The 20,431-nt window shown below is 49.0% G+C and carries 18 protein-coding genes and 1 other RNA gene; 13 read left to right on the forward strand and 6 right to left on the reverse strand.

Features of this window, described 5'->3' with window-relative positions; all coding sequences use genetic code 11:
• Positions 1-8 precede the first annotated feature (8 nt).
• The 4 genes from garL to rnpB all read left to right on the forward strand — a co-directional run bounded on the left by garL (position 9) and on the right by rnpB (position 3,350).
• Positions 9-779 carry a 2-dehydro-3-deoxyglucarate aldolase gene (gene garL, locus HGD79_RS18895; RefSeq protein WP_001058227.1) on the forward strand — a complete coding sequence of 257 codons (771 nt, stop codon included), beginning with the start codon at positions 9-11 and terminating at the stop codon, positions 777-779.
• Positions 780-808: 29 nt separating this feature from the next.
• The gene (gene garR / locus HGD79_RS18900) at positions 809-1,699 is read left to right on the forward strand and encodes a 2-hydroxy-3-oxopropionate reductase (RefSeq protein ID WP_001303675.1); all 891 of its coding nucleotides are present in this window, start codon (positions 809-811) and stop codon (positions 1,697-1,699) included.
• A 96-nt stretch (positions 1,700-1,795) separates the two neighbouring features.
• Positions 1,796-2,941: a glycerate 2-kinase gene (garK, locus tag HGD79_RS18905; protein ID WP_001297158.1), complete on the forward strand. Its 1,146-nt coding sequence runs from the start codon at positions 1,796-1,798 to the stop codon at positions 2,939-2,941.
• 32 nt (positions 2,942-2,973) lie between these two features.
• An RNA gene (gene rnpB, locus HGD79_RS18910) (RNase P RNA component class A) lies at positions 2,974-3,350 on the forward strand.
• Between the two features lie 355 nt (positions 3,351-3,705).
• Here rnpB and HGD79_RS18915 read toward each other — a convergent pair.
• The 4 genes from HGD79_RS18915 to tdcR form a co-directional block, all read right to left on the reverse strand.
• Positions 3,706-4,686, reverse strand: coding sequence for an IS110-like element IS621 family transposase (locus tag HGD79_RS18915; RefSeq protein WP_000399648.1), 981 nt, complete (start codon positions 4,684-4,686; stop codon positions 3,706-3,708).
• A 337-nt stretch (positions 4,687-5,023) separates the two neighbouring features.
• The gene (locus HGD79_RS18920) at positions 5,024-6,211 is read right to left on the reverse strand and encodes a YhaC family protein (RefSeq protein ID WP_000484546.1); all 1,188 of its coding nucleotides are present in this window, start codon (positions 6,209-6,211) and stop codon (positions 5,024-5,026) included.
• Between the two features lie 21 nt (positions 6,212-6,232).
• Positions 6,233-6,772 carry a protein YhaB gene (gene yhaB, locus HGD79_RS18925; RefSeq protein ID WP_000675745.1) on the reverse strand — a complete coding sequence of 180 codons (540 nt, stop codon included), beginning with the start codon at positions 6,770-6,772 and terminating at the stop codon, positions 6,233-6,235.
• A 255-nt stretch (positions 6,773-7,027) separates the two neighbouring features.
• Entirely contained in the window at positions 7,028-7,246 is a 219-nt protein-coding gene (gene tdcR, locus HGD79_RS26725) for a transcriptional activator TdcR (RefSeq protein ID WP_001390702.1), read from the reverse strand.
• Between the two features lie 314 nt (positions 7,247-7,560).
• Here tdcR and tdcA point away from each other — a divergent pair, with 314 nt between their 5' ends.
• The 9 genes from tdcA to cyuA all read left to right on the forward strand — a co-directional run bounded on the left by tdcA (position 7,561) and on the right by cyuA (position 19,285).
• On the forward strand, positions 7,561-8,499 hold the full coding sequence (gene tdcA / locus HGD79_RS18935) for a transcriptional regulator TdcA (protein ID WP_000104211.1): 939 nt from the start codon (positions 7,561-7,563) through the stop codon (positions 8,497-8,499).
• Between the two features lie 98 nt (positions 8,500-8,597).
• The gene (tdcB, locus tag HGD79_RS18940; protein WP_000548347.1) at positions 8,598-9,587 is read left to right on the forward strand and encodes a bifunctional threonine ammonia-lyase/L-serine ammonia-lyase TdcB; all 990 of its coding nucleotides are present in this window, start codon (positions 8,598-8,600) and stop codon (positions 9,585-9,587) included.
• A gap of 21 nt (positions 9,588-9,608) precedes the next feature.
• On the forward strand, positions 9,609-10,940 hold the full coding sequence (tdcC, locus tag HGD79_RS18945; RefSeq protein ID WP_168848472.1) for a threonine/serine transporter TdcC: 1,332 nt from the start codon (positions 9,609-9,611) through the stop codon (positions 10,938-10,940).
• A 25-nt stretch (positions 10,941-10,965) separates the two neighbouring features.
• Positions 10,966-12,174 carry a propionate kinase gene (gene tdcD / locus HGD79_RS18950; protein WP_001297162.1) on the forward strand — a complete coding sequence of 403 codons (1,209 nt, stop codon included), beginning with the start codon at positions 10,966-10,968 and terminating at the stop codon, positions 12,172-12,174.
• A gap of 33 nt (positions 12,175-12,207) precedes the next feature.
• Entirely contained in the window at positions 12,208-14,502 is a 2,295-nt protein-coding gene (tdcE, locus tag HGD79_RS18955) for a 2-ketobutyrate formate-lyase/pyruvate formate-lyase (protein WP_000861734.1), read from the forward strand.
• Between the two features lie 13 nt (positions 14,503-14,515).
• On the forward strand, positions 14,516-14,905 hold the full coding sequence (locus HGD79_RS18960; RefSeq protein ID WP_000719990.1) for an enamine/imine deaminase: 390 nt from the start codon (positions 14,516-14,518) through the stop codon (positions 14,903-14,905).
• Positions 14,906-14,976: 71 nt separating this feature from the next.
• Complete coding sequence (tdcG, locus tag HGD79_RS18965) at positions 14,977-16,341, forward strand: L-serine ammonia-lyase (RefSeq protein WP_000622115.1); 1,365 nt, start codon at positions 14,977-14,979, stop codon at positions 16,339-16,341.
• A 274-nt stretch (positions 16,342-16,615) separates the two neighbouring features.
• A complete protein-coding gene (locus tag HGD79_RS18970; RefSeq protein ID WP_000401598.1) occupies positions 16,616-17,947 on the forward strand; it encodes an amino acid permease in 1,332 nt (443 codons plus the stop codon).
• A gap of 27 nt (positions 17,948-17,974) precedes the next feature.
• The gene (gene cyuA / locus HGD79_RS18975) at positions 17,975-19,285 is read left to right on the forward strand and encodes a cysteine desulfidase (RefSeq protein WP_000460519.1); all 1,311 of its coding nucleotides are present in this window, start codon (positions 17,975-17,977) and stop codon (positions 19,283-19,285) included.
• Between the two features lie 211 nt (positions 19,286-19,496).
• Here cyuA and yhaL read toward each other — a convergent pair whose 3' ends face one another.
• The gene (yhaL, locus tag HGD79_RS18980; protein WP_001295544.1) at positions 19,497-19,661 is read right to left on the reverse strand and encodes a protein YhaL; all 165 of its coding nucleotides are present in this window, start codon (positions 19,659-19,661) and stop codon (positions 19,497-19,499) included.
• A 22-nt stretch (positions 19,662-19,683) separates the two neighbouring features.
• Positions 19,684-20,385 carry a pirin family protein gene (locus HGD79_RS18985; RefSeq protein ID WP_000633577.1) on the reverse strand — a complete coding sequence of 234 codons (702 nt, stop codon included), beginning with the start codon at positions 20,383-20,385 and terminating at the stop codon, positions 19,684-19,686.
• Positions 20,386-20,431 lie beyond the last annotated feature (46 nt).

The raw sequence follows: 20,431 nt of genomic DNA on the forward strand, positions 1-20,431 counted from the left end.
TATAAGCGATGAATAACGATGTTTTCCCGAATAAATTCAAAGCCGCACTGGCTGCGAAACAGGTACAAATTGGTTGCTGGTCAGCACTCTCTAACCCGATTAGCACTGAAGTTCTTGGTTTGGCTGGGTTTGACTGGCTGGTGCTGGATGGCGAACATGCGCCAAACGATATCTCCACGTTTATTCCGCAGTTAATGGCCCTGAAAGGCAGCGCCAGCGCGCCAGTAGTGCGAGTGCCGACCAACGAGCCGGTAATTATTAAGCGTCTTCTGGATATCGGTTTCTATAACTTCCTGATTCCTTTTGTAGAAACAAAAGAGGAAGCAGAGCAGGCGGTGGCATCAACCCGTTACCCACCGGAAGGCATTCGCGGCGTCTCCGTTTCTCACCGCGCCAATATGTTTGGCACCGTGGCGGATTATTTCGCTCAGTCGAACAAGAACATCACCATTCTGGTCCAGATAGAAAGTCAGCAGGGCGTAGATAACGTCGATGCCATTGCCGCTACCGAAGGTGTAGACGGTATCTTCGTCGGCCCCAGCGATCTGGCTGCGGCATTAGGCCATCTCGGCAATGCCTCGCACCCGGATGTACAAAAAGCAATTCAGCACATTTTTAACCGTGCCAGTGCGCACGGCAAACCCAGCGGTATTCTCGCGCCGGTCGAAGCCGATGCGCGTCGTTATCTGGAATGGGGCGCGACGTTTGTGGCTGTCGGCAGCGATCTTGGCGTCTTCCGCTCTGCCACTCAGAAACTGGCTGATACCTTTAAAAAATAACCACCACCGCAACAAGAGAGATGATTGATATGACTATGAAAGTTGGTTTTATTGGCCTGGGGATTATGGGTAAACCAATGAGTAAAAACCTTCTGAAAGCAGGTTACTCGCTGGTGGTTGCTGACCGTAACCCAGAAGCTATTGCTGACGTGATTGCTGCAGGTGCAGAAACAGCGTCTACGGCTAAAGCGATCGCTGAACAGTGCGACGTCATCATAACCATGCTGCCAAACTCCCCTCATGTGAAAGAGGTGGCGCTGGGTGAGAATGGCATTATTGAAGGCGCGAAGCCAGGTACGGTATTGATCGATATGAGTTCTATCGCACCGCTGGCAAGCCGTGAAATCAGCGAAGCGCTGAAAGCGAAAGGCATTGATATGCTGGATGCTCCGGTGAGCGGCGGTGAACCGAAAGCCATCGACGGTACGCTGTCAGTGATGGTGGGCGGCGACAAGGCTATTTTCGACAAATACTATGATTTGATGAAAGCGATGGCGGGTTCCGTGGTGCATACCGGGGAAATCGGTGCAGGTAACGTCACCAAACTGGCAAATCAGGTCATTGTGGCGCTGAATATTGCCGCGATGTCAGAAGCGCTAACGCTGGCAACCAAAGCGGGCGTTAACCCGGACCTGGTGTATCAGGCAATTCGCGGTGGACTGGCGGGCAGTACCGTGCTGGATGCCAAAGCGCCGATGGTGATGGACCGCAACTTCAAGCCGGGCTTCCGTATTGATCTGCATATTAAGGATCTGGCAAATGCGCTGGATACTTCCCACGGCGTCGGCGCGCAACTGCCGCTCACAGCTGCGGTTATGGAGATGATGCAGGCACTGCGAGCAGATGGTTTAGGAACGGCGGATCATAGCGCCCTGGCGTGCTACTACGAAAAACTGGCGAAAGTCGAAGTTACTCGTTAATGACGTCGTGCCCGGATGGCGTATTGCAATCCGGGCCTGGAATCCAGGCCGAATAAGAGAAACGCCCTCCGGCGTCATGTGGTAACAGGCATAGGTATGAAAATCGTAATCGCCCCAGACTCTTATAAAGAAAGTTTATCTGCCAGCGAGGTTGCGCAGGCGATAGAAAAAGGATTTCGGGAAATTTTTCCTGATGCACAGTACGTTTCTATTCCGGTTGCCGACGGTGGCGAAGGAACGGTGGAAGCGATGATTGCAGCCACCCAGGGTTCTGAACGTCACGCCTGGGTTACAGGGCCGCTGGGCGAGAAAGTGAATGCCAGTTGGGGGATCTCCGGCGATGGCAAAACCGCGTTTATTGAAATGGCGGCGGCCAGTGGGCTGGAGCTGGTACCTGCGGAAAAACGCGATCCACTCGTGACCACTTCACGCGGCACAGGCGAGTTAATCCTGCAGGCGCTGGAGAGCGGCGCGACAAACATTATTATCGGCATTGGCGGTAGCGCTACAAATGATGGCGGCGCAGGCATGGTACAGGCGCTGGGGGCGAAATTATGCGACGCCAACGGCAATGAAATTGGTTTTGGCGGCGGTAGTCTTAATACTCTGAATGATATTGATATTTCCGGCCTCGATCCGCGCTTAAAAGATTGCGTCATTCGCGTCGCTTGTGATGTCACCAATCCGCTGGTGGGCGATAACGGCGCATCGCGCATCTTTGGCCCACAAAAGGGAGCCAGTGAAGCGATGATTGTTGAGCTGGACAATAACCTCTCTCACTATGCCGAGGTCATTAAAAAAGCGCTGCATGTTGATGTGAAAGATGTCCCCGGCGCAGGAGCTGCGGGTGGTATGGGCGCGGCGCTAATGGCGTTTCTTGGTGCGGAACTGAAAAGTGGTATTGAAATCGTCACTACGGCGCTGAATCTGGAGGAGCATATTCACGATTGTACGCTGGTGATCACCGGTGAAGGGCGTATTGACAGCCAGAGTATTCACGGCAAGGTACCGATTGGCGTCGCAAACGTGGCGAAGAAGTACCATAAACCGGTGATTGGCATTGCGGGTAGCCTGACCGATGATGTTGGCGTTGTACATCAGCATGGCATTGATGCTGTCTTCAGCGTACTGACCAGCATTGGTACGTTGGACGAAGCATTCCGCGGGGCTTATGACAATATCTGCCGTGCTTCACGTAATATCGCCGCGACACTGGCGATTGGAATGCGCAACGCGGGGTGACAAGGGCGCGCAAACCCTCTATACTGCGCGCCGAAGCTGACCAGACAGTCGCCGCTTCGTCGTCGTCCTCTTCGGGGGAGACGGGCGGAGGGGAGGAAAGTCCGGGCTCCATAGGGCAGGGTGCCAGGTAACGCCTGGGGGGGAAACCCACGACCAGTGCAACAGAGAGCAAACCGCCGATGGCCCGCGCAAGCGGGATCAGGTAAGGGTGAAAGGGTGCGGTAAGAGCGCACCGCGCGGCTGGTAACAGTCCGTGGCACGGTAAACTCCACCCGGAGCAAGGCCAAATAGGGGTTCATAAGGTACGGCCCGTACTGAACCCGGGTAGGCTGCTTGAGCCAGTGAGCGATTGCTGGCCTAGATGAATGACTGTCCACGACAGAACCCGGCTTATCGGTCAGTTTCACCTGATTTAACGAAAACCCGCCAGCGTAAACCGGCGGGTTTTTGCTTTTGGAGGGGCAGAAAGATGAATGACTGTCCACGACGCTATACCCAAAAGAAAGCGGCTTATCGGTCAGTTTCACCTGATGTACGTAATAAACCGTTCCGGCGGGTTTCAGATTGTTGAGTGCGCTTTATTCATGCCGGATGCGGCGTGAACGCCTTATCCTGCCTACAAAAGCACGCAAATTCAATATATTGCAGAGATGGCGTAGATACTGTTATGGCCTGCAAGTTTTTTCCTGGTCCGGTTTCCCGGATTGCAGGCATGCCAGACACAGCGCCGTCAGGCGCTGTTTTTTTCATCCCTTCCGCGATTTTTACGCCGCTACCGGATTATGCCGTGACGCATCGAACGGCACGCCTGACTTCAGCACTCCATACGCCACCTGTGCCAGCTTGCGCATCATCGCGCCGAGAATCACCTTTCCTTTCTTGCCATTAGCCGCCAGACGGTCGCGGAACGCCCGTCCCCACTCAGTCTTACTGGTGGCTACCATTGCGGGCATATACAACGCCCTGCGAAGCGACACATGTCCGGCCTTACTCATCCGGCTCGCCCCTCTCACACTGCTACCTGATTCATAACGCCGTGGTGTCAGACCCGCAAAAGCGGCGAACTGTCTGGCATGGGCGAAGCGGTCCTTCAGACCGATATAAGCCAGCAATACCGCAGATGTTTTCTCTCCGATACCCGGGATGCTTTCCAGCAGTTTCCTGCGGTGTTTCATATCCGGATCATCGTCTGTCAGGTCTTTTATCTGCTTCTCAAGACGCTTCAGCTCTGCTTCAAGCCACAGAAGGTGAGCATCAATGCTCGGTCTCTGGACTTCCCGCGCCGTTTCAGTGCGATTCAGTTCCTGCGTGTGCATATCTGTCAGCGCCTGGTGGCGGACTACCAGGGCACGCAACGCGCGTTCAAGCGGGTGAGGCGCTTCCCAGGCTGCAGGGCGCTTCTGACGACAGAACTCTGCCAGCATGCGCGCATCCACGGTATCAGTCTTGTTACGCAGTCCTTCACTCTGAGCGAAAGCTTTACCCAGCGCAGGATTAATGACTGACACTATGTAGCCAGCATCGTAAAGGCACTCAGCGACAGGTTCCATATAGGTGCCGGTCGCTTCGATGCAGATATGCGCATGGTCAATCTTGTGACCTTTCAGCCAGCTCACCAGCTCATCGTGCCCTTTAGTGGTGTTAGCGAATTTTTTGGTGCGATGACGACCATCAGGACGCAACACATCGACATCCAGTTTCTCTTTAGCGGTGTCGATACCGATATAATGAAGTTCATGTTCCATAGTGAAACCAACCTTGCAAATACGGATTACCGGGAAAACCGGTCCATGATACTGTCCGGTTTATCACTTTGGGAGAAAGGCAGTCCGCTGCATAAATCTACGCAACAGGTTAGAACCCAAGGCCCGATACGGCATGCGGACTGCAGGCAGAGAAAACTGGCCGATTTTCTCTGCACTGGAGGGATAATACAAGGCCTGATAAGCGTAGCGCATCAGGCATTTTTGCGGTTGCCATCAGTTTCAAACCCGCGTCAGTGAGTTTTTGCTTTTGGTGCACAGGGTAAGATGAATAAATATCTACGGTATTAATAATAGACTTTGTAAGAAGTTATTAAGTCTATATTGCATTTAAAAGGTCGTAATTATACGTATAGTCCTCTCTGGTAAAATATTGATTCTCTGAGTTATATGCTTCATATGTGTTATATTCCCCGACCTCAAAACCATTGTCCGGAGAATTTTCGTCTTTCTCGAGGGTGTTATCTGAAAGTAACTCTTCTGAGCTAGAGTCTTCTATGTTTAAATCCATAGTATAATTAATTTGGGGAATTACCAGATAAGCATTTTCTTTTATATTTTCATAATCTTCAATGATTATGTCGATATAATCATGTATTTTTTCTGATGAGAAATCTATCATCTCTGGTAATTTAATTCTGTTCAAGCAATTATTGATTTTCGATGAGCTTTTATATATTTCTTTTGTTAATTCATTTTCTAATTTATCTGTAAGAGTTGCTCTTGGTATAGATTTTATAATTGCAAATCTCATAGTTTTTAATTGTTCTTCGGTAATATCTCCAAGCTCATTTAAACAACTTTCGACAAACTTAATTTTTTCTTCAGAATACATATCGCTAATGCTTGTTAAAACAGGCGTTATTTTTAGTAAATAATCCCAGGAGATTGTGGCGTTTTGTGTTGAACTAACAAAATTAACCTGAAACATGTTGGCATTAGTAAAATTTGTTGAGTTCAATTTAAAAGGATTTAAAATAGTATTAGCCATATGTTTATCTGTGAAATCATAATAATCTAAATCGACATTACGTAAGTCCAGAGAGGATAGATCAACGATATCTCCAGTTCCACAACTAAAGATTGCGTTCAACCTCCTGATTTCATTGTAAATATATTTCAATGGACAATTAACATTGATACTGCCTGTGGATATTTTCTGGTTCTTTAATGGTTCATTAATGGTAAGTTCGCAGGTATTGTCCGATCGTTGAATAATTTGGGCGTTATAACCTAAAAAATCCAGACGAAGAGACGAGTCATTATAAAGAATTACATTTTGTAAGTACGCTAATTCTTTTTGAAAATCACCAGTGATAATGCATTTTCCACCAGGTTGTAACGTGTTAAGTAAAGTGACCATTTCAATAGAGGTCTGTTTTAGTTTTTCTATACCTGGTGCTAGTGCTTCGAGGTTATTTCCTGTTGGGCTTTCAGGAATGTCATTCATTTTTCGACGGACTAAATCACTACTAATATCATTACCAATTGATGAAACAGGGAACATTATTTTATCCTTTATAAATAATCAATAAAAATCATTATTAAAATGATCGGGTGAAAAAAAGAGAATTTGCCAACAATCTGAAGTAATGCTGGTTTTATTAAAGTGCACAAGGGGTGTTAAGATGGCTTCTTTTCGGGTGAATTTTGCACAATACTTAGAAATCGTCTCCTTAATACATTCCAGCTCTTTTTTATTGACGGCTGAGCAAGTACATTGTTCGCCAAAAGGTGCAAAAGTGCCTACATCTAATGTTTGTATGATATAATCATCATGTTCCCCTGTAGAAATATCTATGATGAATGGACTCATATTTTCCGGTTGGATTCGGATCATTACAGAAGGAACATCGCCTTGATAGAAATTCAATGCAGTAATTGCAGATAATACTCTCCGCAGTTCATTACTTATACTGTAAATTTTATTAACGTCATTGGTGGAGACAATTTCTGCAAACTTTCTTTTTACCGTCCAATAATCAATATTTCTATTGTGATTGTTAACCACTGCGTGCATTGGTGGGATTGAAGGGTGAAAAATATGTGCAATTGGGAAGCCTTTCATTGATGCCTGCCTTGTCATCATGACAAACAATAATAGATGCTTATTTTCCTCGCAGGGTTCTTTCGCACTATCAAAAAACGCTCATTTACCCGGCGTTACAGTAAACGAAGCAACATTCTGTGGCCTACGCCGATCAAAAGCTCTGTGAAAATTTCCCTTGTTGTCTTTGTCTGACCTTATCGCGGCGATCAGCAATTATTCGTTTTGTGATCCTCAACACAAAATGCTATTCGTCGCCTATGAGGGGAGAAGAATTTATGGAAAACGATTGCATTCACAAAATGACGTCCTGTCAGAAGAGAAAAAGTTGACGTTAATCAATTGTTCGAGATGATCAATACCTGTATTCGAAATTTTAAAATATTGATAAAATAAATGTTTGTTCTCCAACAAATAGCGTGAAAAAATGTGACGTGCCGCAGTATTTATCGCTGAAAATGGTTTATTTATAATAAAATTTGAGAACTTGCTCATTAAATTTAACTCAAATTTTGCCTGGTAATTATCCGGTAATTGCTTGAAATATGGTCTCAGCCCCTTTTTTGTATTAACCACATAACGAATGATGTTATCGCCATAAAATATGGTTATCCCCGTCATTTTTTTTGACAAAAATCAGGGTTTATGCTGATTTTTATGCTTTAACTTGTTGATATTTAAAGGTATTTAATTGTAATAACGATACCCTGGAAAGTATTGAAAGTTAATTTGTGAGTGGTCGCACATATCCTGTTCATTTCATTTTGATACACTTCATGCCGTCAATGAGGTAATTAACGTAGGTCGTTATGAGCACTATTCTTCTTCCGAAAACGCAGCACCTGGTAGTCTTTCAGGAAGTCATTAGAAGTGGCTCTATCGGCTCGGCTGCAAAAGAATTAGGGTTAACTCAACCAGCCGTCAGTAAAATCATTAACGATATTGAAGATTATTTTGGTGTGGAATTAGTGGTGCGGAAAAATACCGGTGTAACATTAACACCTGCCGGTCAATTGTTACTCTCCCGTTCCGAATCCATTACCCGTGAAATGAAAAATATGGTTAATGAGATAAGCGGTATGTCTTCTGAGGCGGTGGTGGAAGTCTCATTTGGTTTTCCTTCATTGATTGGTTTTACTTTTATGTCAGGGATGATCAACAAGTTCAAAGAGGTGTTCCCGAAAGCGCAGGTTTCTATGTATGAAGCGCAACTGTCTTCGTTCTTACCGGCAATCCGCGACGGTCGACTGGATTTTGCGATTGGTACGTTAAGTGCAGAAATGAAGCTTCAGGATTTACATGTTGAGCCGCTGTTCGAGTCCGAGTTTGTGCTGGTAGCCAGTAAGTCCCGAACATGCACCGGCACCACCACGCTGGAGTCGTTGAAGAACGAACAGTGGGTGTTGCCACAAACCAATATGGGGTACTACAGCGAGCTTCTTACTACGTTACAAAGAAATGGCATCAGTATTGAAAACATCGTTAAAACCGACTCAGTCGTGACAATTTATAATCTTGTTCTCAATGCTGATTTCTTAACTGTAATTCCTTGTGATATGACGTCACCTTTTGGTTCAAATCAATTTATTACTATTCCGGTTGAAGAAACATTACCTGTGGCACAATATGCCGCGGTATGGTCGAAAAATTATCGTATTAAAAAAGCAGCATCGGTTTTGGTGGAATTAGCCAAAGAGTATTCATCTTATAATGGGTGTAGACGAAGGCAATTAATAGAAGTTGGTTAGTTATTTGTTTTTATTTAAACATAAATAATCCACCTGTCTGTTTTGCAGGTGTCGGTTACGGTTACCTACATATTTAATTCAGGCGAAGAGGTTTTATAATGCATATTACATACGATCTGCCGGTTGCTATTGATGACATTATTGAAGCGAAACAACGACTGGCTGGGCGAATTTATAAAACAGGCATGCCTCGCTCAAACTATTTTAGTGAACGTTGCAAAGGTGAAATATTCCTGAAGTTTGAAAATATGCAGCGTACGGGTTCATTTAAAATTCGTGGCGCATTTAATAAATTAAGTTCACTGACTGATGCGGAAAAACGTAAAGGTGTAGTGGCCTGTTCTGCGGGCAACCATGCGCAAGGGGTTTCGCTCTCCTGCGCGATGCTGGGTATCGACGGTAAAGTGGTGATGCCAAAAGGTGCGCCAAAATCCAAAGTAGCGGCAACGTGCGACTACTCCGCAGAAGTCGTTCTGCATGGTGATAATTTCAACGACACTATCGCTAAAGTGAGCGAAATTGTCGAAATGGAAGGTCGTATTTTTATCCCACCTTACGATGATCCGAAAGTGATTGCTGGCCAGGGAACGATTGGTCTGGAAATTATGGAAGATCTCTATGATGTCGATAACGTGATTGTGCCAATTGGTGGTGGTGGTTTAATTGCTGGTATTGCGGTGGCAATTAAATCTATTAACCCGACCATTCGTGTTATTGGCGTACAGTCAGAAAACGTTCACGGCATGGCGGCTTCTTTCCACTCCGGAGAAATAACCACGCACCGAACTACCGGCACCCTGGCGGATGGTTGTGATGTCTCCCGCCCGGGTAATTTAACTTACGAAATCGTTCGTGAATTAGTCGATGACATCGTGCTGGTCAGCGAAGACGAAATCAGAAACAGTATGATTGCCTTAATTCAGCGCAATAAAGTCGTCACCGAAGGCGCAGGCGCTCTGGCATGTGCTGCATTATTAAGCGGTAAATTAGACCAATATATTCAAAACAGAAAAACCGTCAGTATTATTTCCGGCGGCAATATCGATCTTTCTCGCGTCTCTCAAATCACCGGTTTCGTTGACGCTTAATTAATTCGTTGAGGATAGGATATGAGTACTTCAGATAGCATTGTATCCAGCCAGACAAAACAATCGTCCTGGCGTAAATCAGATACCACATGGACGTTAGGCTTGTTTGGTACGGCAATCGGCGCCGGGGTGCTGTTCTTCCCTATCCGCGCAGGTTTTGGCGGACTGATCCCGATTCTTCTGATGTTGGTATTGGCATACCCCATCGCATTTTATTGCCACCGGGCGCTGGCGCGTCTGTGTCTTTCTGGCTCTAACCCTTCCGGCAACATTACGGAAACGGTGGAAGAGCATTTTGGTAAAACTGGCGGCGTGGTTATCACGTTCCTGTACTTCTTCGCGATTTGCCCACTGCTGTGGATTTATGGCGTTACTATTACCAATACCTTTATGACGTTCTGGGAAAACCAGCTCGGATTTGCACCGCTGAATCGCGGCTTTGTGGCGCTGTTCCTGTTGCTGCTGATGGCTTTCGTCATCTGGTTTGGTAAGGATCTGATGGTTAAAGTGATGAGCTACCTGGTATGGCCGTTTATCGCCAGCCTGGTGCTGATTTCTCTGTCGCTGATCCCTTACTGGAACTCTGCAGTTATCGACCAGGTTGACCTCGGTTCGCTGTCGTTAACCGGTCATGACGGTATCCTGATCACTGTCTGGCTGGGGATTTCCATCATGGTTTTCTCCTTTAACTTCTCGCCAATCGTCTCTTCCTTCGTGGTTTCTAAACGTGAAGAGTATGAGAAAGACTTCGGTCGCGACTTCACCGAACGTAAATGTTCCCAAATCATTTCTCGTGCCAGCATGCTGATGGTTGCAGTGGTGATGTTCTTTGCCTTTAGCTGCCTGTTTACGCTGTCTCCGGCCAACATGGCGGAAGCCAAAGCGCAGAATATTCCAGTGCTTTCTTATCTGGCTAACCACTTTGCGTCCATGACCGGTACCAAAACAACGTTCGCGATTACACTGGAATATGCGGCTTCCATCATCGCACTCGTGGCTATCTTCAAATCTTTCTTCGGTCACTATCTGGGGACGCTGGAAGGCTTGAATGGTCTGATTCTGAAGTTCGGTTATAAAGGCAACAAAACTAAAGTGTCGCTGGGTAAACTGAACACTATCAGCATGATCTTCATCATGGGCTCCACCTGGGTTGTTGCCTACGCCAACCCGAACATCCTCGACCTTATTGAAGCCATGGGCGCACCGATTATCGCATCCCTGCTGTGCCTGTTGCCGATGTATGCCATCCGTAAAGCGCCGTCTCTGGCGAAATACCGTGGTCGTCTGGATAACGTGTTTGTTACCGTGATTGGTCTGCTGACCATCCTGAACATCGTATACAAACTGTTTTAATCCGTAACTCAGGATGAGAAAAGAGATGAATGAATTTCCGGTTGTTTTGGTTATTAACTGTGGTTCGTCTTCGATTAAGTTTTCCGTACTCGATGCCAGCGACTGTGAAGTATTAATGTCAGGTATTGCCGACGGTATTAACTCGGAAAATGCATTCTTATCCGTAAATGGGGGAGAGCCAGCACCGCTGGCTCACCACAGCTACGAAGGTGCATTGAAGGCAATTGCATTTGAACTGGAAAAACGGAATTTAAATGACAGTGTGGCCTTAATTGGCCACCGCATCGCTCACGGCGGCAGTATTTTTACCGAGTCCGCCATTATTACCGATGAAGTCATTGATAATATCCGTCGCGTTTCTCCACTGGCACCCCTGCATAATTACGCCAATTTAAGTGGTATTGAATCGGCGCAGCAATTATTTCCGGGCGTAACTCAGGTGGCGGTATTTGATACCAGTTTCCACCAGACGATGGCTCCGGAAGCTTATTTATACGGCCTGCCGTGGAAATATTATGAAGAGTTAGGTGTACGCCGTTATGGTTTCCACGGCACGTCGCACCGCTATGTTTCCCAGCGCGCACATTCGCTGCTGAATCTGGCGGAAGATGACTCCGGCCTGGTTGTGGCGCATCTTGGCAATGGCGCGTCAATCTGCGCGGTTCGCAACGGTCAGAGTGTTGATACTTCAATGGGAATGACGCCGCTGGAAGGCTTGATGATGGGTACCCGCAGTGGCGATGTCGACTTTGGTGCGATGTCCTGGGTCGCCAGCCAAACCAACCAGAGCCTGGGTGACCTGGAACGCGTAGTGAATAAAGAGTCGGGATTATTAGGTATTTCCGGTCTTTCTTCGGATTTACGTGTTCTGGAAAAAGCCTGGCATGAAGGTCACGAACGCGCGCAACTGGCAATTAAAACCTTTGTTCACCGAATTGCCCGTCATATTGCCGGACACGCAGCTTCATTACGTCGCCTGGATGGAATTATATTCACCGGCGGAATAGGAGAGAATTCAAGCTTAATTCGTCGTCTGGTCATGGAACATTTGGCTGTATTAGGCGTAGAGATTGATACAGAAATGAATAATCGCTCTAACTCCTGTGGTGAGCGAATTGTTTCCAGTGAAAATGCGCGTGTCATTTGTGCCGTTATTCCGACTAACGAAGAAAAAATGATTGCTTTGGATGCCATTCATTTAGGCAAAGTTAACGCGCCCGCAGAATTTGCATAATTTAGTTGAAGTATTGTAGAGAGATTATTTTTCATGAAGGTAGATATTGATACCAGCGATAAGCTGTACGCCGACGCATGGCTTGGCTTTAAAGGTACGGACTGGAAAAACGAAATTAATGTCCGCGATTTTATTCAACATAACTATACACCGTATGAAGGCGATGAATCTTTCCTCGCCGAAGCGACGCCTGCCACCACGGAATTGTGGGAAAAAGTAATGGAAGGCATCCGTATCGAAAATGCAACCCACGCGCCGGTTGATTTCGATACCAATATTGCCACCACAATTACCGCTCATGATGCGGGATATATTAACCAGCCGCTGGAAAAAATTGTTGGCCTGCAAACGGATGCGCCGTTGAAACGTGCGCTACACCCGTTCGGTGGCATTAATATGATTAAAAGTTCATTCCACGCCTATGGCCGTGAAATGGACAGTGAATTTGAATATCTGTTTACCGATCTGCGTAAAACCCATAACCAGGGCGTATTTGATGTTTACTCACCGGATATGCTGCGCTGCCGTAAATCTGGCGTGCTGACCGGTTTACCAGATGGCTATGGCCGTGGGCGCATTATCGGTGACTATCGCCGCGTAGCGCTGTATGGCATCAGTTATCTGGTACGTGAACGCGAACTGCAATTTGCCGATCTCCAGTCTCGTCTGGAAAAAGGCGAGGATCTGGAAGCCACCATCCGTCTGCGTGAGGAGCTGGCAGAGCATCGTCATGCGCTGTTGCAGATTCAGGAAATGGCGGCGAAATATGGCTTTGATATCTCTCGCCCGGCGCAGAATGCGCAGGAAGCGGTGCAGTGGCTCTACTTCGCTTATCTGGCGGCAGTGAAATCGCAAAATGGCGGCGCGATGTCGCTGGGCCGCACGGCATCGTTCCTCGATATCTACATTGAGCGCGACTTTAAAGCTGGCGTACTCAATGAGCAGCAGGCACAGGAACTGATCGATCACTTCATCATGAAGATCCGTATGGTACGCTTCCTGCGTACACCGGAATTTGATTCGCTGTTCTCCGGCGACCCAATTTGGGCGACGGAAGTGATCGGCGGGATGGGGCTGGACGGTCGTACGCTGGTGACCAAAAACTCCTTCCGCTATTTGCACACCCTGCACACTATGGGGCCGGCACCGGAACCTAACCTGACCATTCTTTGGTCGGAAGAATTACCGATTGCCTTCAAAAAATATGCCGCGCAGGTGTCGATCGTCACCTCTTCCTTGCAGTATGAAAATGACGATCTGATGCGTACTGACTTCAACAGCGACGATTACGCGATTGCCTGCTGCGTCAGCCCAATGGTGATTGGTAAGCAAATGCAGTTCTTTGGTGCACGCGCTAACCTGGCGAAAACGCTGCTCTACGCAATTAACGGCGGGGTGGACGAGAAGCTGAAGATTCAGGTCGGGCCGAAAACAGCACCGCTGATGGACGACGTGCTGGATTACGACAAAGTGATGGACAGCCTCGATCACTTCATGGACTGGCTGGCGGTGCAGTACATCAGCGCGCTGAATATCATTCACTACATGCACGACAAGTACAGCTACGAAGCTTCGCTGATGGCGCTGCACGATCGTGATGTCTATCGCACTATGGCATGCGGCATCGCGGGCCTGTCGGTGGCGACGGACTCCCTGTCTGCCATCAAATATGCCCGCGTGAAACCAATCCGTGACGAAAACGGCCTGGCGGTGGACTTTGAAATCGACGGTGAATATCCGCAGTACGGCAACAACGACGAGCGCGTAGACAGCATTGCCTGCGACCTGGTTGAACGCTTTATGAAGAAAATTAAAGCGCTGCCAACCTATCGCAACGCCGTCCCTACCCAGTCGATTCTGACTATCACTTCTAACGTGGTGTACGGCCAGAAAACCGGTAATACGCCGGACGGTCGTCGCGCCGGAACACCGTTCGCGCCGGGCGCTAACCCGATGCATGGTCGTGACCGCAAAGGTGCCGTGGCCTCATTGACGTCGGTGGCGAAACTGCCGTTCACCTACGCCAAAGATGGGATCTCGTACACCTTCTCAATCGTTCCTGCGGCGCTGGGCAAAGAAGATCCAGTACGTAAAACCAACCTTGTCGGCCTGCTGGATGGGTATTTCCACCACGAAGCGGATGTCGAAGGCGGTCAACACCTCAACGTCAACGTAATGAATCGGGAAATGCTGCTGGATGCCATCGAGCACCCGGAAAAATATCCTAACCTGACAATCCGTGTCTCTGGCTACGCCGTGCGCTTCAACGCACTGACCCGTGAACAGCAACAGGATGTTATTTCACGTACTTTTACCCAGGCGCTCTGACGCCGGAGGATGTATGAAAAAGATTATCGAAACGCAACGTGCCCCAGGCGCAATCGGCCCTTATGTTCAGGGCGTTGATTTAGGCAGCATGGTCTTCACCTCCGGGCAAATTCCGGTTTGCCCGCAGACCGGTGAGATCCCGGCTGATGTGCAAGATCAGGCGCGTTTAAGCCTCGAAAACGTCAAAGCGATCGTGGTTGCTGCCGGGCTGAGCGTGGGCGATATCATCAAGATGACCGTGTTCATCACCGATCTGAATGATTTTGCCACCATCAATGAAGTCTATAAGCAGTTCTTCGATGAGCATCAGGCGACCTACCCGACCCGGAGCTGTGTGCAGGTTGCGCGTTTGCCGAAAGATGTGAAGCTGGAAATTGAAGCTATCGCAGTACGTAGTGCGTAAAGCCTCGTGAGCGGGACGGTCGCAAGGTCGTTCCGCTCCACTTCACTGAACGGCAATCCGAGGGTGTGGATATGATTAGTGCATTCGATATTTTCAAAATTGGGATTGGTCCCTCCAGTTCGCATACCGTGGGGCCAATGAATGCCGGAAAAAGTTTTATTGATCGGCTGGAAAGTAGCGGCTTATTAACCGCGACGAGCCATATTGTGGTCGATCTGTATGGGTCGTTGTCACTGACGGGCAAAGGCCATGCCACGGATGTCGCCATTATCATGGGACTGGCAGGAAACAGTCCGCAGGATGTTGTCATTGATGAGATCCCTGCATTTATAGAGTTAGTAACGCGCAGCGGGCGGCTGCCAGTGGCATCTGGTGCGCATATTGTTGATTTTCCTGTAGCAAAGAACATTATCTTCCATCCCGAAATGTTGCCTCGCCATGAGAACGGAATGCGGATCACTGCCTGGAAGGGACAGGAAGCGCTATTAAGTAAAACCTATTACTCTGTCGGCGGCGGGTTTATTGTCGAAGAAGAACACTTCGGCCTGTCGCACGATGTCGAAACGTCCGTACCTTACGATTTCCACTCAGCAGGTGAACTGCTGAAAATGTGTGATTACAACGGCCTGTCTATATCTGGCCTGATGATGCACAACGAGCTGGCGCTGCGCAGCAAAGCGGAAATTGACGCAGGGTTTGCCCGTATCTGGCAAGTGATGCATGACGGTATTGAACGCGGGATGAACACTGAAGGCGTGCTGCCTGGTCCGCTCAATGTGCCGCGTCGTGCCGTAGCGCTGCGTCGTCAGCTGGTTTCCAGCGATAACATCTCTAACGATCCGATGAATGTCATCGACTGGATCAACATGTACGCGCTGGCGGTTAGTGAAGAAAACGCAGCTGGCGGGCGCGTGGTAACGGCACCGACTAACGGTGCGTGCGGCATTATTCCGGCAGTGCTGGCTTATTACGATAAGTTCCGTCGTCCGGTAAACGAGCGGTCAATTGCCCGCTATTTTCTGGCAGCGGGGGCTATTGGCGCGCTGTATAAAATGAACGCCTCCATCTCTGGCGCGGAGGTCGGCTGTCAGGGGGAGATTGGCGTGGCCTGTTCAATGGCGGCGGCAGGGTTAACTGAACTACTGGGCGGCAGTCCGGCGCAGGTATGCAATGCGGCGGAAATCGCGATGGAGCATAACCTTGGGCTGACCTGCGATCCGGTTGCCGGACAGGTACAAATCCCGTGCATTGAACGTAATGCCATTAATGCCGTGAAAGCAGTAAACGCCGCGCGGATGGCGATGCGCCGCACCTCGGCACCGCGTGTTTCACTCGATAAAGTGATCGAGACGATGTATGAAACCGGCAAAGATATGAACGATAAATACCGCGAAACATCACGCGGAGGACTGGCCATTAAAGTGGTCTGCGGCTGACATTGCTGTCAGCTTTCATCCTTGGGTGCACAAATGTGCACCTTTTTTTTGTGATCTGCCGCAAATAGAGAATGAATATTCTCTTGCGATTAATTTAGTAGAAAATTCTTATCCATCTCCGTTATTTCAAAGTCTTGATTGTGAAGATTTTCTCTGACCTCGCGCGTATCATTTCTTTATTCTAATAACTCGCCTGCAAAAACGTAGACCGCATATCGCCTTGATGCGGCTCGGAAAAAAATAATAAGCCCTACAAAATATTGAGCGAGAAATTATGGAAATTGCATCGAATAAAGGCGTCATTGCAGACGCTTCGACCCCGGCGGGTCGTGCTGGAATGAGTGAGAGCGAGTGGCGAGAAGCGATCAAATTCGACAGTACTGACACCGGCTGGGTGATTATGAGTATCGGGATGGCGATTGGCGCGGGGATTGTTTTTCTCCCGGTGCAGGTCGGTTTGATGGGATTGTGGGTATTTTTGCTCTCATCGGTGATTGGTTACCCGGCAATGTATCTGTTTCAGCGGTTGTTTATTAATACGCTGGCAGAATCACCAGAATGTAAAGATTACCCGAGTGTCATTAGCGGTTATTTAGGTAAAAACTGGGGCATCCTGTTAGGTGCGCTCTATTTCGTAATGCTGGTGATTTGGATGTTCGTCTATTCCACCGCCATCACCAACGATAGTGCTTCCTATCTGCATACCTTCGGCGTGACGGAAGGGTTGCTGTCAGACAGTCCCTTTTATGGTCTGGTACTGATTTGCATTCTGGTGGCGATCTCTTCACGCGGCGAGAAATTGTTATTCAAAATTTCGACCGGCATGGTGCTGACCAAGCTGCTGGTGGTCGCGGCGCTGGGCGTGTCGATGGTGGGAATGTGGCATCTGTATAACGTCGGTTCGCTACCGCCGCTGGGGCTGCTGGTGAAAAACGCCATTATTACGCTGCCGTTTACCCTGACGTCGATTCTGTTTATCCAGACGTTAAGCCCGATGGTGATCTCTTATCGCTCGCGGGAAAAATCAATTGAAGTGGCGCGGCATAAAGCATTGCGGGCAATGAATATCGCGTTTGGCATTTTGTTTGTCACCGTCTTTTTCTACGCCGTGTCGTTCACGCTGGCGATGGGACATGACGAAGCGGTAAAAGCCTATGAGCAGAATATTTCCGCGCTGGCGATTGCCGCACAGTTTATTAGCGGTGACGGCGCAGCGTGGGTGAAAGTGGTCAGCGTCATTCTCAATATCTTTGCTGTCATGACTGCATTCTTTGGCGTCTATTTAGGCTTTCGCGAAGCAACGCAAGGGATCGTAATGAACATCCTGCGTCGCAAGATGCCTGCCGAGAAGATTAACGAAAATCTTGTTCAGCGCGGCATCATGATTTTCGCCATTTTGCTGGCCTGGAGCGCCATCGTACTGAACGCACCGGTGTTGAGCTTCACCTCTATCTGTAGCCCGATTTTCGGCATGGTAGGGTGCCTGATCCCGGCGTGGCTGGTTTACAAAGTACCGGCATTGCACAAATACAAAGGGATGTCTCTGTACCTGATTATCGTCACTGGTTTGTTGCTTTGTGTTTCTCCGTTCCTGGCATTTTCTTGATTTACCTGAAATTTTAAGGTTTTTAATATGTTTGATTCGACTTTAAATCCGTTATGGCAGCGTTACATCCTCGCCGTTCAGGAGGAAGTAAAACCGGCGCTGGGATGTACTGAACCGATTTCACTGGCGCTGGCGGCGGCGGTTGCTGCGGCAGAACTGGAAGGTCCGGTTGAACGTGTAGAAGCCTGGGTTTCGCCAAATCTGATGAAGAACGGTCTGGGCGTCACCGTTCCCGGCACGGGAATGGTGGGGCTGCCGATTGCGGCGGCGCTGGGGGCGTTAGGTGGAAATGCCAACGCCGGGCTGGAAGTGCTGAAAGACGCAACTGCGCAGGCAATTGCCGATGCCAAAGCACTGCTGGCGGCGGGGAAAGTCTCCGTTAAGATCCAGGAACCTTGCAATGAAATCCTCTTCTCACGCGCCAAAGTCTGGAACGGTGAGAAGTGGGCGTGTGTCACCATCGTCGGCGGGCATACCAACATTGTGCATATTGAGACGCACAATGGTGTGGTGTTTACCCAGCAGGCGTGTGTGGCAGAGGGCGAGCAAGAGTCTCCGCTGACGGTGCTTTCCAGAACGACGCTGGCTGAGATCCTGAAGTTCGTCAATGAAGTCCCGTTTGCGGCGATCCGCTTTATTCTCGATTCCGCGAAGCTAAATTGTGCGTTATCGCAGGAAGGTTTGAGCGGTAAGTGGGGGCTGCATATTGGCGCGACGCTGGAAAAACAGTGCGAGCGCGGTTTGCTGGCGAAAGATCTCTCTTCATCCATTGTGATTCGTACCAGCGCGGCATCCGATGCGCGTATGGGCGGCGCTACGCTTCCGGCTATGAGTAACTCCGGCTCGGGTAACCAGGGGATCACCGCAACAATGCCTGTGGTGGTGGTAGCAGAACACTTCGGAGCGGATGATGAACGGCTGGCGCGTGCGCTGATGCTTTCTCATTTGAGCGCAATTTACATCCATAACCAGTTACCGCGTTTGTCTGCACTTTGTGCCGCAACGACCGCAGCAATGGGGGCCGCCGCCGGGATGGCATGGCTGGTGGATGGGCGTTATGAAACCATCTCGATGGCGATCAGCAGTATGATCGGCGATGTCAGCGGCATGATTTGCGATGGTGCGTCGAACAGCTGCGCGATGAAGGTTTCGACCAGTGCTTCGGCTGCGTGGAAAGCGGTGTTAATGGCGCTGGATGATACCGCCGTGACCGGCAATGAAGGGATCGTGGCGCATGATGTTGAGCAGTCGATTGCCAACCTGTGTGCGTTAGCAAGCCATTCGATGCAGCAAACGGATCGGCAGATTATCGAGATTATGGCGAGCAAGGCCAGATAAACGCCAGGTTTTGAGTATTGTGCCGGATGCGATGCTGGCGCACCTTATCCGGCCTACGGGGTGCTCAACTTGTTGATGTTGTTGTGTTTTGTACCTGATGCCGGATGCGATGCTGGCGCATCTTATCCGGCCTACGGGTTGTTTAATTCGTTAATGTTGTTGGATTTTGTAGGCCGGATAAGGCGTTTTCGCCGCATCCGGCAACCTGTCTTTACGCGGTAGCTTCATCCTCGGCTAAACGCGTTTCAGCATCCGCGACGATGGCTTCCAGCTCGCTCAACATCTCTTCATAGCCAAAATTTTTGGCGGTGCGAGCAGGTTCTTTCGCCACCACGGGCTTCACTGGCTGGCGCTTTTTGGCCGATTTTTTACTCATCATCATCTCCCTGTAAAAACAACTAGACAGGCAAATCTATCAGCAAAGCGCGCAGTGGGGAATCGGCAACCAGCGTAATGTTAGCCTCGTCACGAATAAACGCCCCATCACCGCAGGTCAGCGCCGCTTTCTCTTCATGATGCGTAAGCGCATGAAATTTCCCGTGAATCGATTGCAAATACGCGCGTGGCCCATGCAACTGGAAATTCGCACTTTCGCCTTTGTCGAGCACGATATGGTGCAGCCACACTTGCTGGCGTAATTGCAGGCTTCCCATCGTACCCTCTGGCGAGGCGATTAATTGCTGCTTGCCCATATTAAGCGCCAGTTTTTGAATCAGCGGATTCTCTCGCTGCGGGCAGGCGTCCAGCCAAAGCTGCATTCGTGTTAACGGTTTGTCTTTGCTGAGATTGTGTTCGCTGTAGCTGACACCCGGCTGGGTAGAGAGCAGCAACGCCTCACCGGCGCTGGCCTGAACATGATTGCCTTCGCTGTCGCGATACTCTGCTTCTCCATCCAGAATCACATTTAAAATATCGACTTTGGGATAGGTTCGCGGCTGAAAGGCGGCACCTGGGGCCAGCACTTCCTGGTTAAGCACACGCAGGGAGGCATAGCCTAACAATTTCGGGTCGAAGTAGTGTCCAAAGGAAAAAGTATACCGGGCCTGCAACCATCCGTAGTCTGCTTGTCCACACTGTCTGGCAGTTCGGGTAGTAATCATAATTCTTGACCTCTCTTTACTTCCTTTTATGGTAAGGGGCTGGACG

This window comes from Escherichia sp. SCLE84, from assembly GCF_012584495.1.
Lineage (GTDB): Bacteria > Pseudomonadota > Gammaproteobacteria > Enterobacterales > Enterobacteriaceae > ECMA0423.

Excerpts from the sequence above, each read along its gene's own strand:
- garL (WP_001058227.1), top strand. The coding sequence starts at position 9 with ATGAATAACGATGTTTTCCCGAATAAATTCAAAGCCGCACTGGCTGCG.
- garR (WP_001303675.1), top strand. The coding sequence starts at position 809 with ATGACTATGAAAGTTGGTTTTATTGGCCTGGGGATTATGGGTAAACCA.
- garK (WP_001297158.1), top strand. The coding sequence starts at position 1,796 with ATGAAAATCGTAATCGCCCCAGACTCTTATAAAGAAAGTTTATCTGCC.
- HGD79_RS18915 (WP_000399648.1), bottom strand. The coding sequence starts at position 4,686 with ATGGAACATGAACTTCATTATATCGGTATCGACACCGCTAAAGAGAAA.
- HGD79_RS18920 (WP_000484546.1), bottom strand. The coding sequence starts at position 6,211 with ATGTTCCCTGTTTCATCAATTGGTAATGATATTAGTAGTGATTTAGTC.
- yhaB (WP_000675745.1), bottom strand. The coding sequence starts at position 6,772 with ATGAAAGGCTTCCCAATTGCACATATTTTTCACCCTTCAATCCCACCA.
- tdcR (WP_001390702.1), bottom strand. The coding sequence starts at position 7,246 with ATGAGCAAGTTCTCAAATTTTATTATAAATAAACCATTTTCAGCGATA.
- tdcA (WP_000104211.1), top strand. The coding sequence starts at position 7,561 with ATGAGCACTATTCTTCTTCCGAAAACGCAGCACCTGGTAGTCTTTCAG.
- tdcB (WP_000548347.1), top strand. The coding sequence starts at position 8,598 with ATGCATATTACATACGATCTGCCGGTTGCTATTGATGACATTATTGAA.
- tdcC (WP_168848472.1), top strand. The coding sequence starts at position 9,609 with ATGAGTACTTCAGATAGCATTGTATCCAGCCAGACAAAACAATCGTCC.
- tdcD (WP_001297162.1), top strand. The coding sequence starts at position 10,966 with ATGAATGAATTTCCGGTTGTTTTGGTTATTAACTGTGGTTCGTCTTCG.
- tdcE (WP_000861734.1), top strand. The coding sequence starts at position 12,208 with ATGAAGGTAGATATTGATACCAGCGATAAGCTGTACGCCGACGCATGG.
- HGD79_RS18960 (WP_000719990.1), top strand. The coding sequence starts at position 14,516 with ATGAAAAAGATTATCGAAACGCAACGTGCCCCAGGCGCAATCGGCCCT.
- tdcG (WP_000622115.1), top strand. The coding sequence starts at position 14,977 with ATGATTAGTGCATTCGATATTTTCAAAATTGGGATTGGTCCCTCCAGT.
- HGD79_RS18970 (WP_000401598.1), top strand. The coding sequence starts at position 16,616 with ATGGAAATTGCATCGAATAAAGGCGTCATTGCAGACGCTTCGACCCCG.
- cyuA (WP_000460519.1), top strand. The coding sequence starts at position 17,975 with ATGTTTGATTCGACTTTAAATCCGTTATGGCAGCGTTACATCCTCGCC.
- yhaL (WP_001295544.1), bottom strand. The coding sequence starts at position 19,661 with ATGAGTAAAAAATCGGCCAAAAAGCGCCAGCCAGTGAAGCCCGTGGTG.
- HGD79_RS18985 (WP_000633577.1), bottom strand. The coding sequence starts at position 20,385 with ATGATTACTACCCGAACTGCCAGACAGTGTGGACAAGCAGACTACGGA.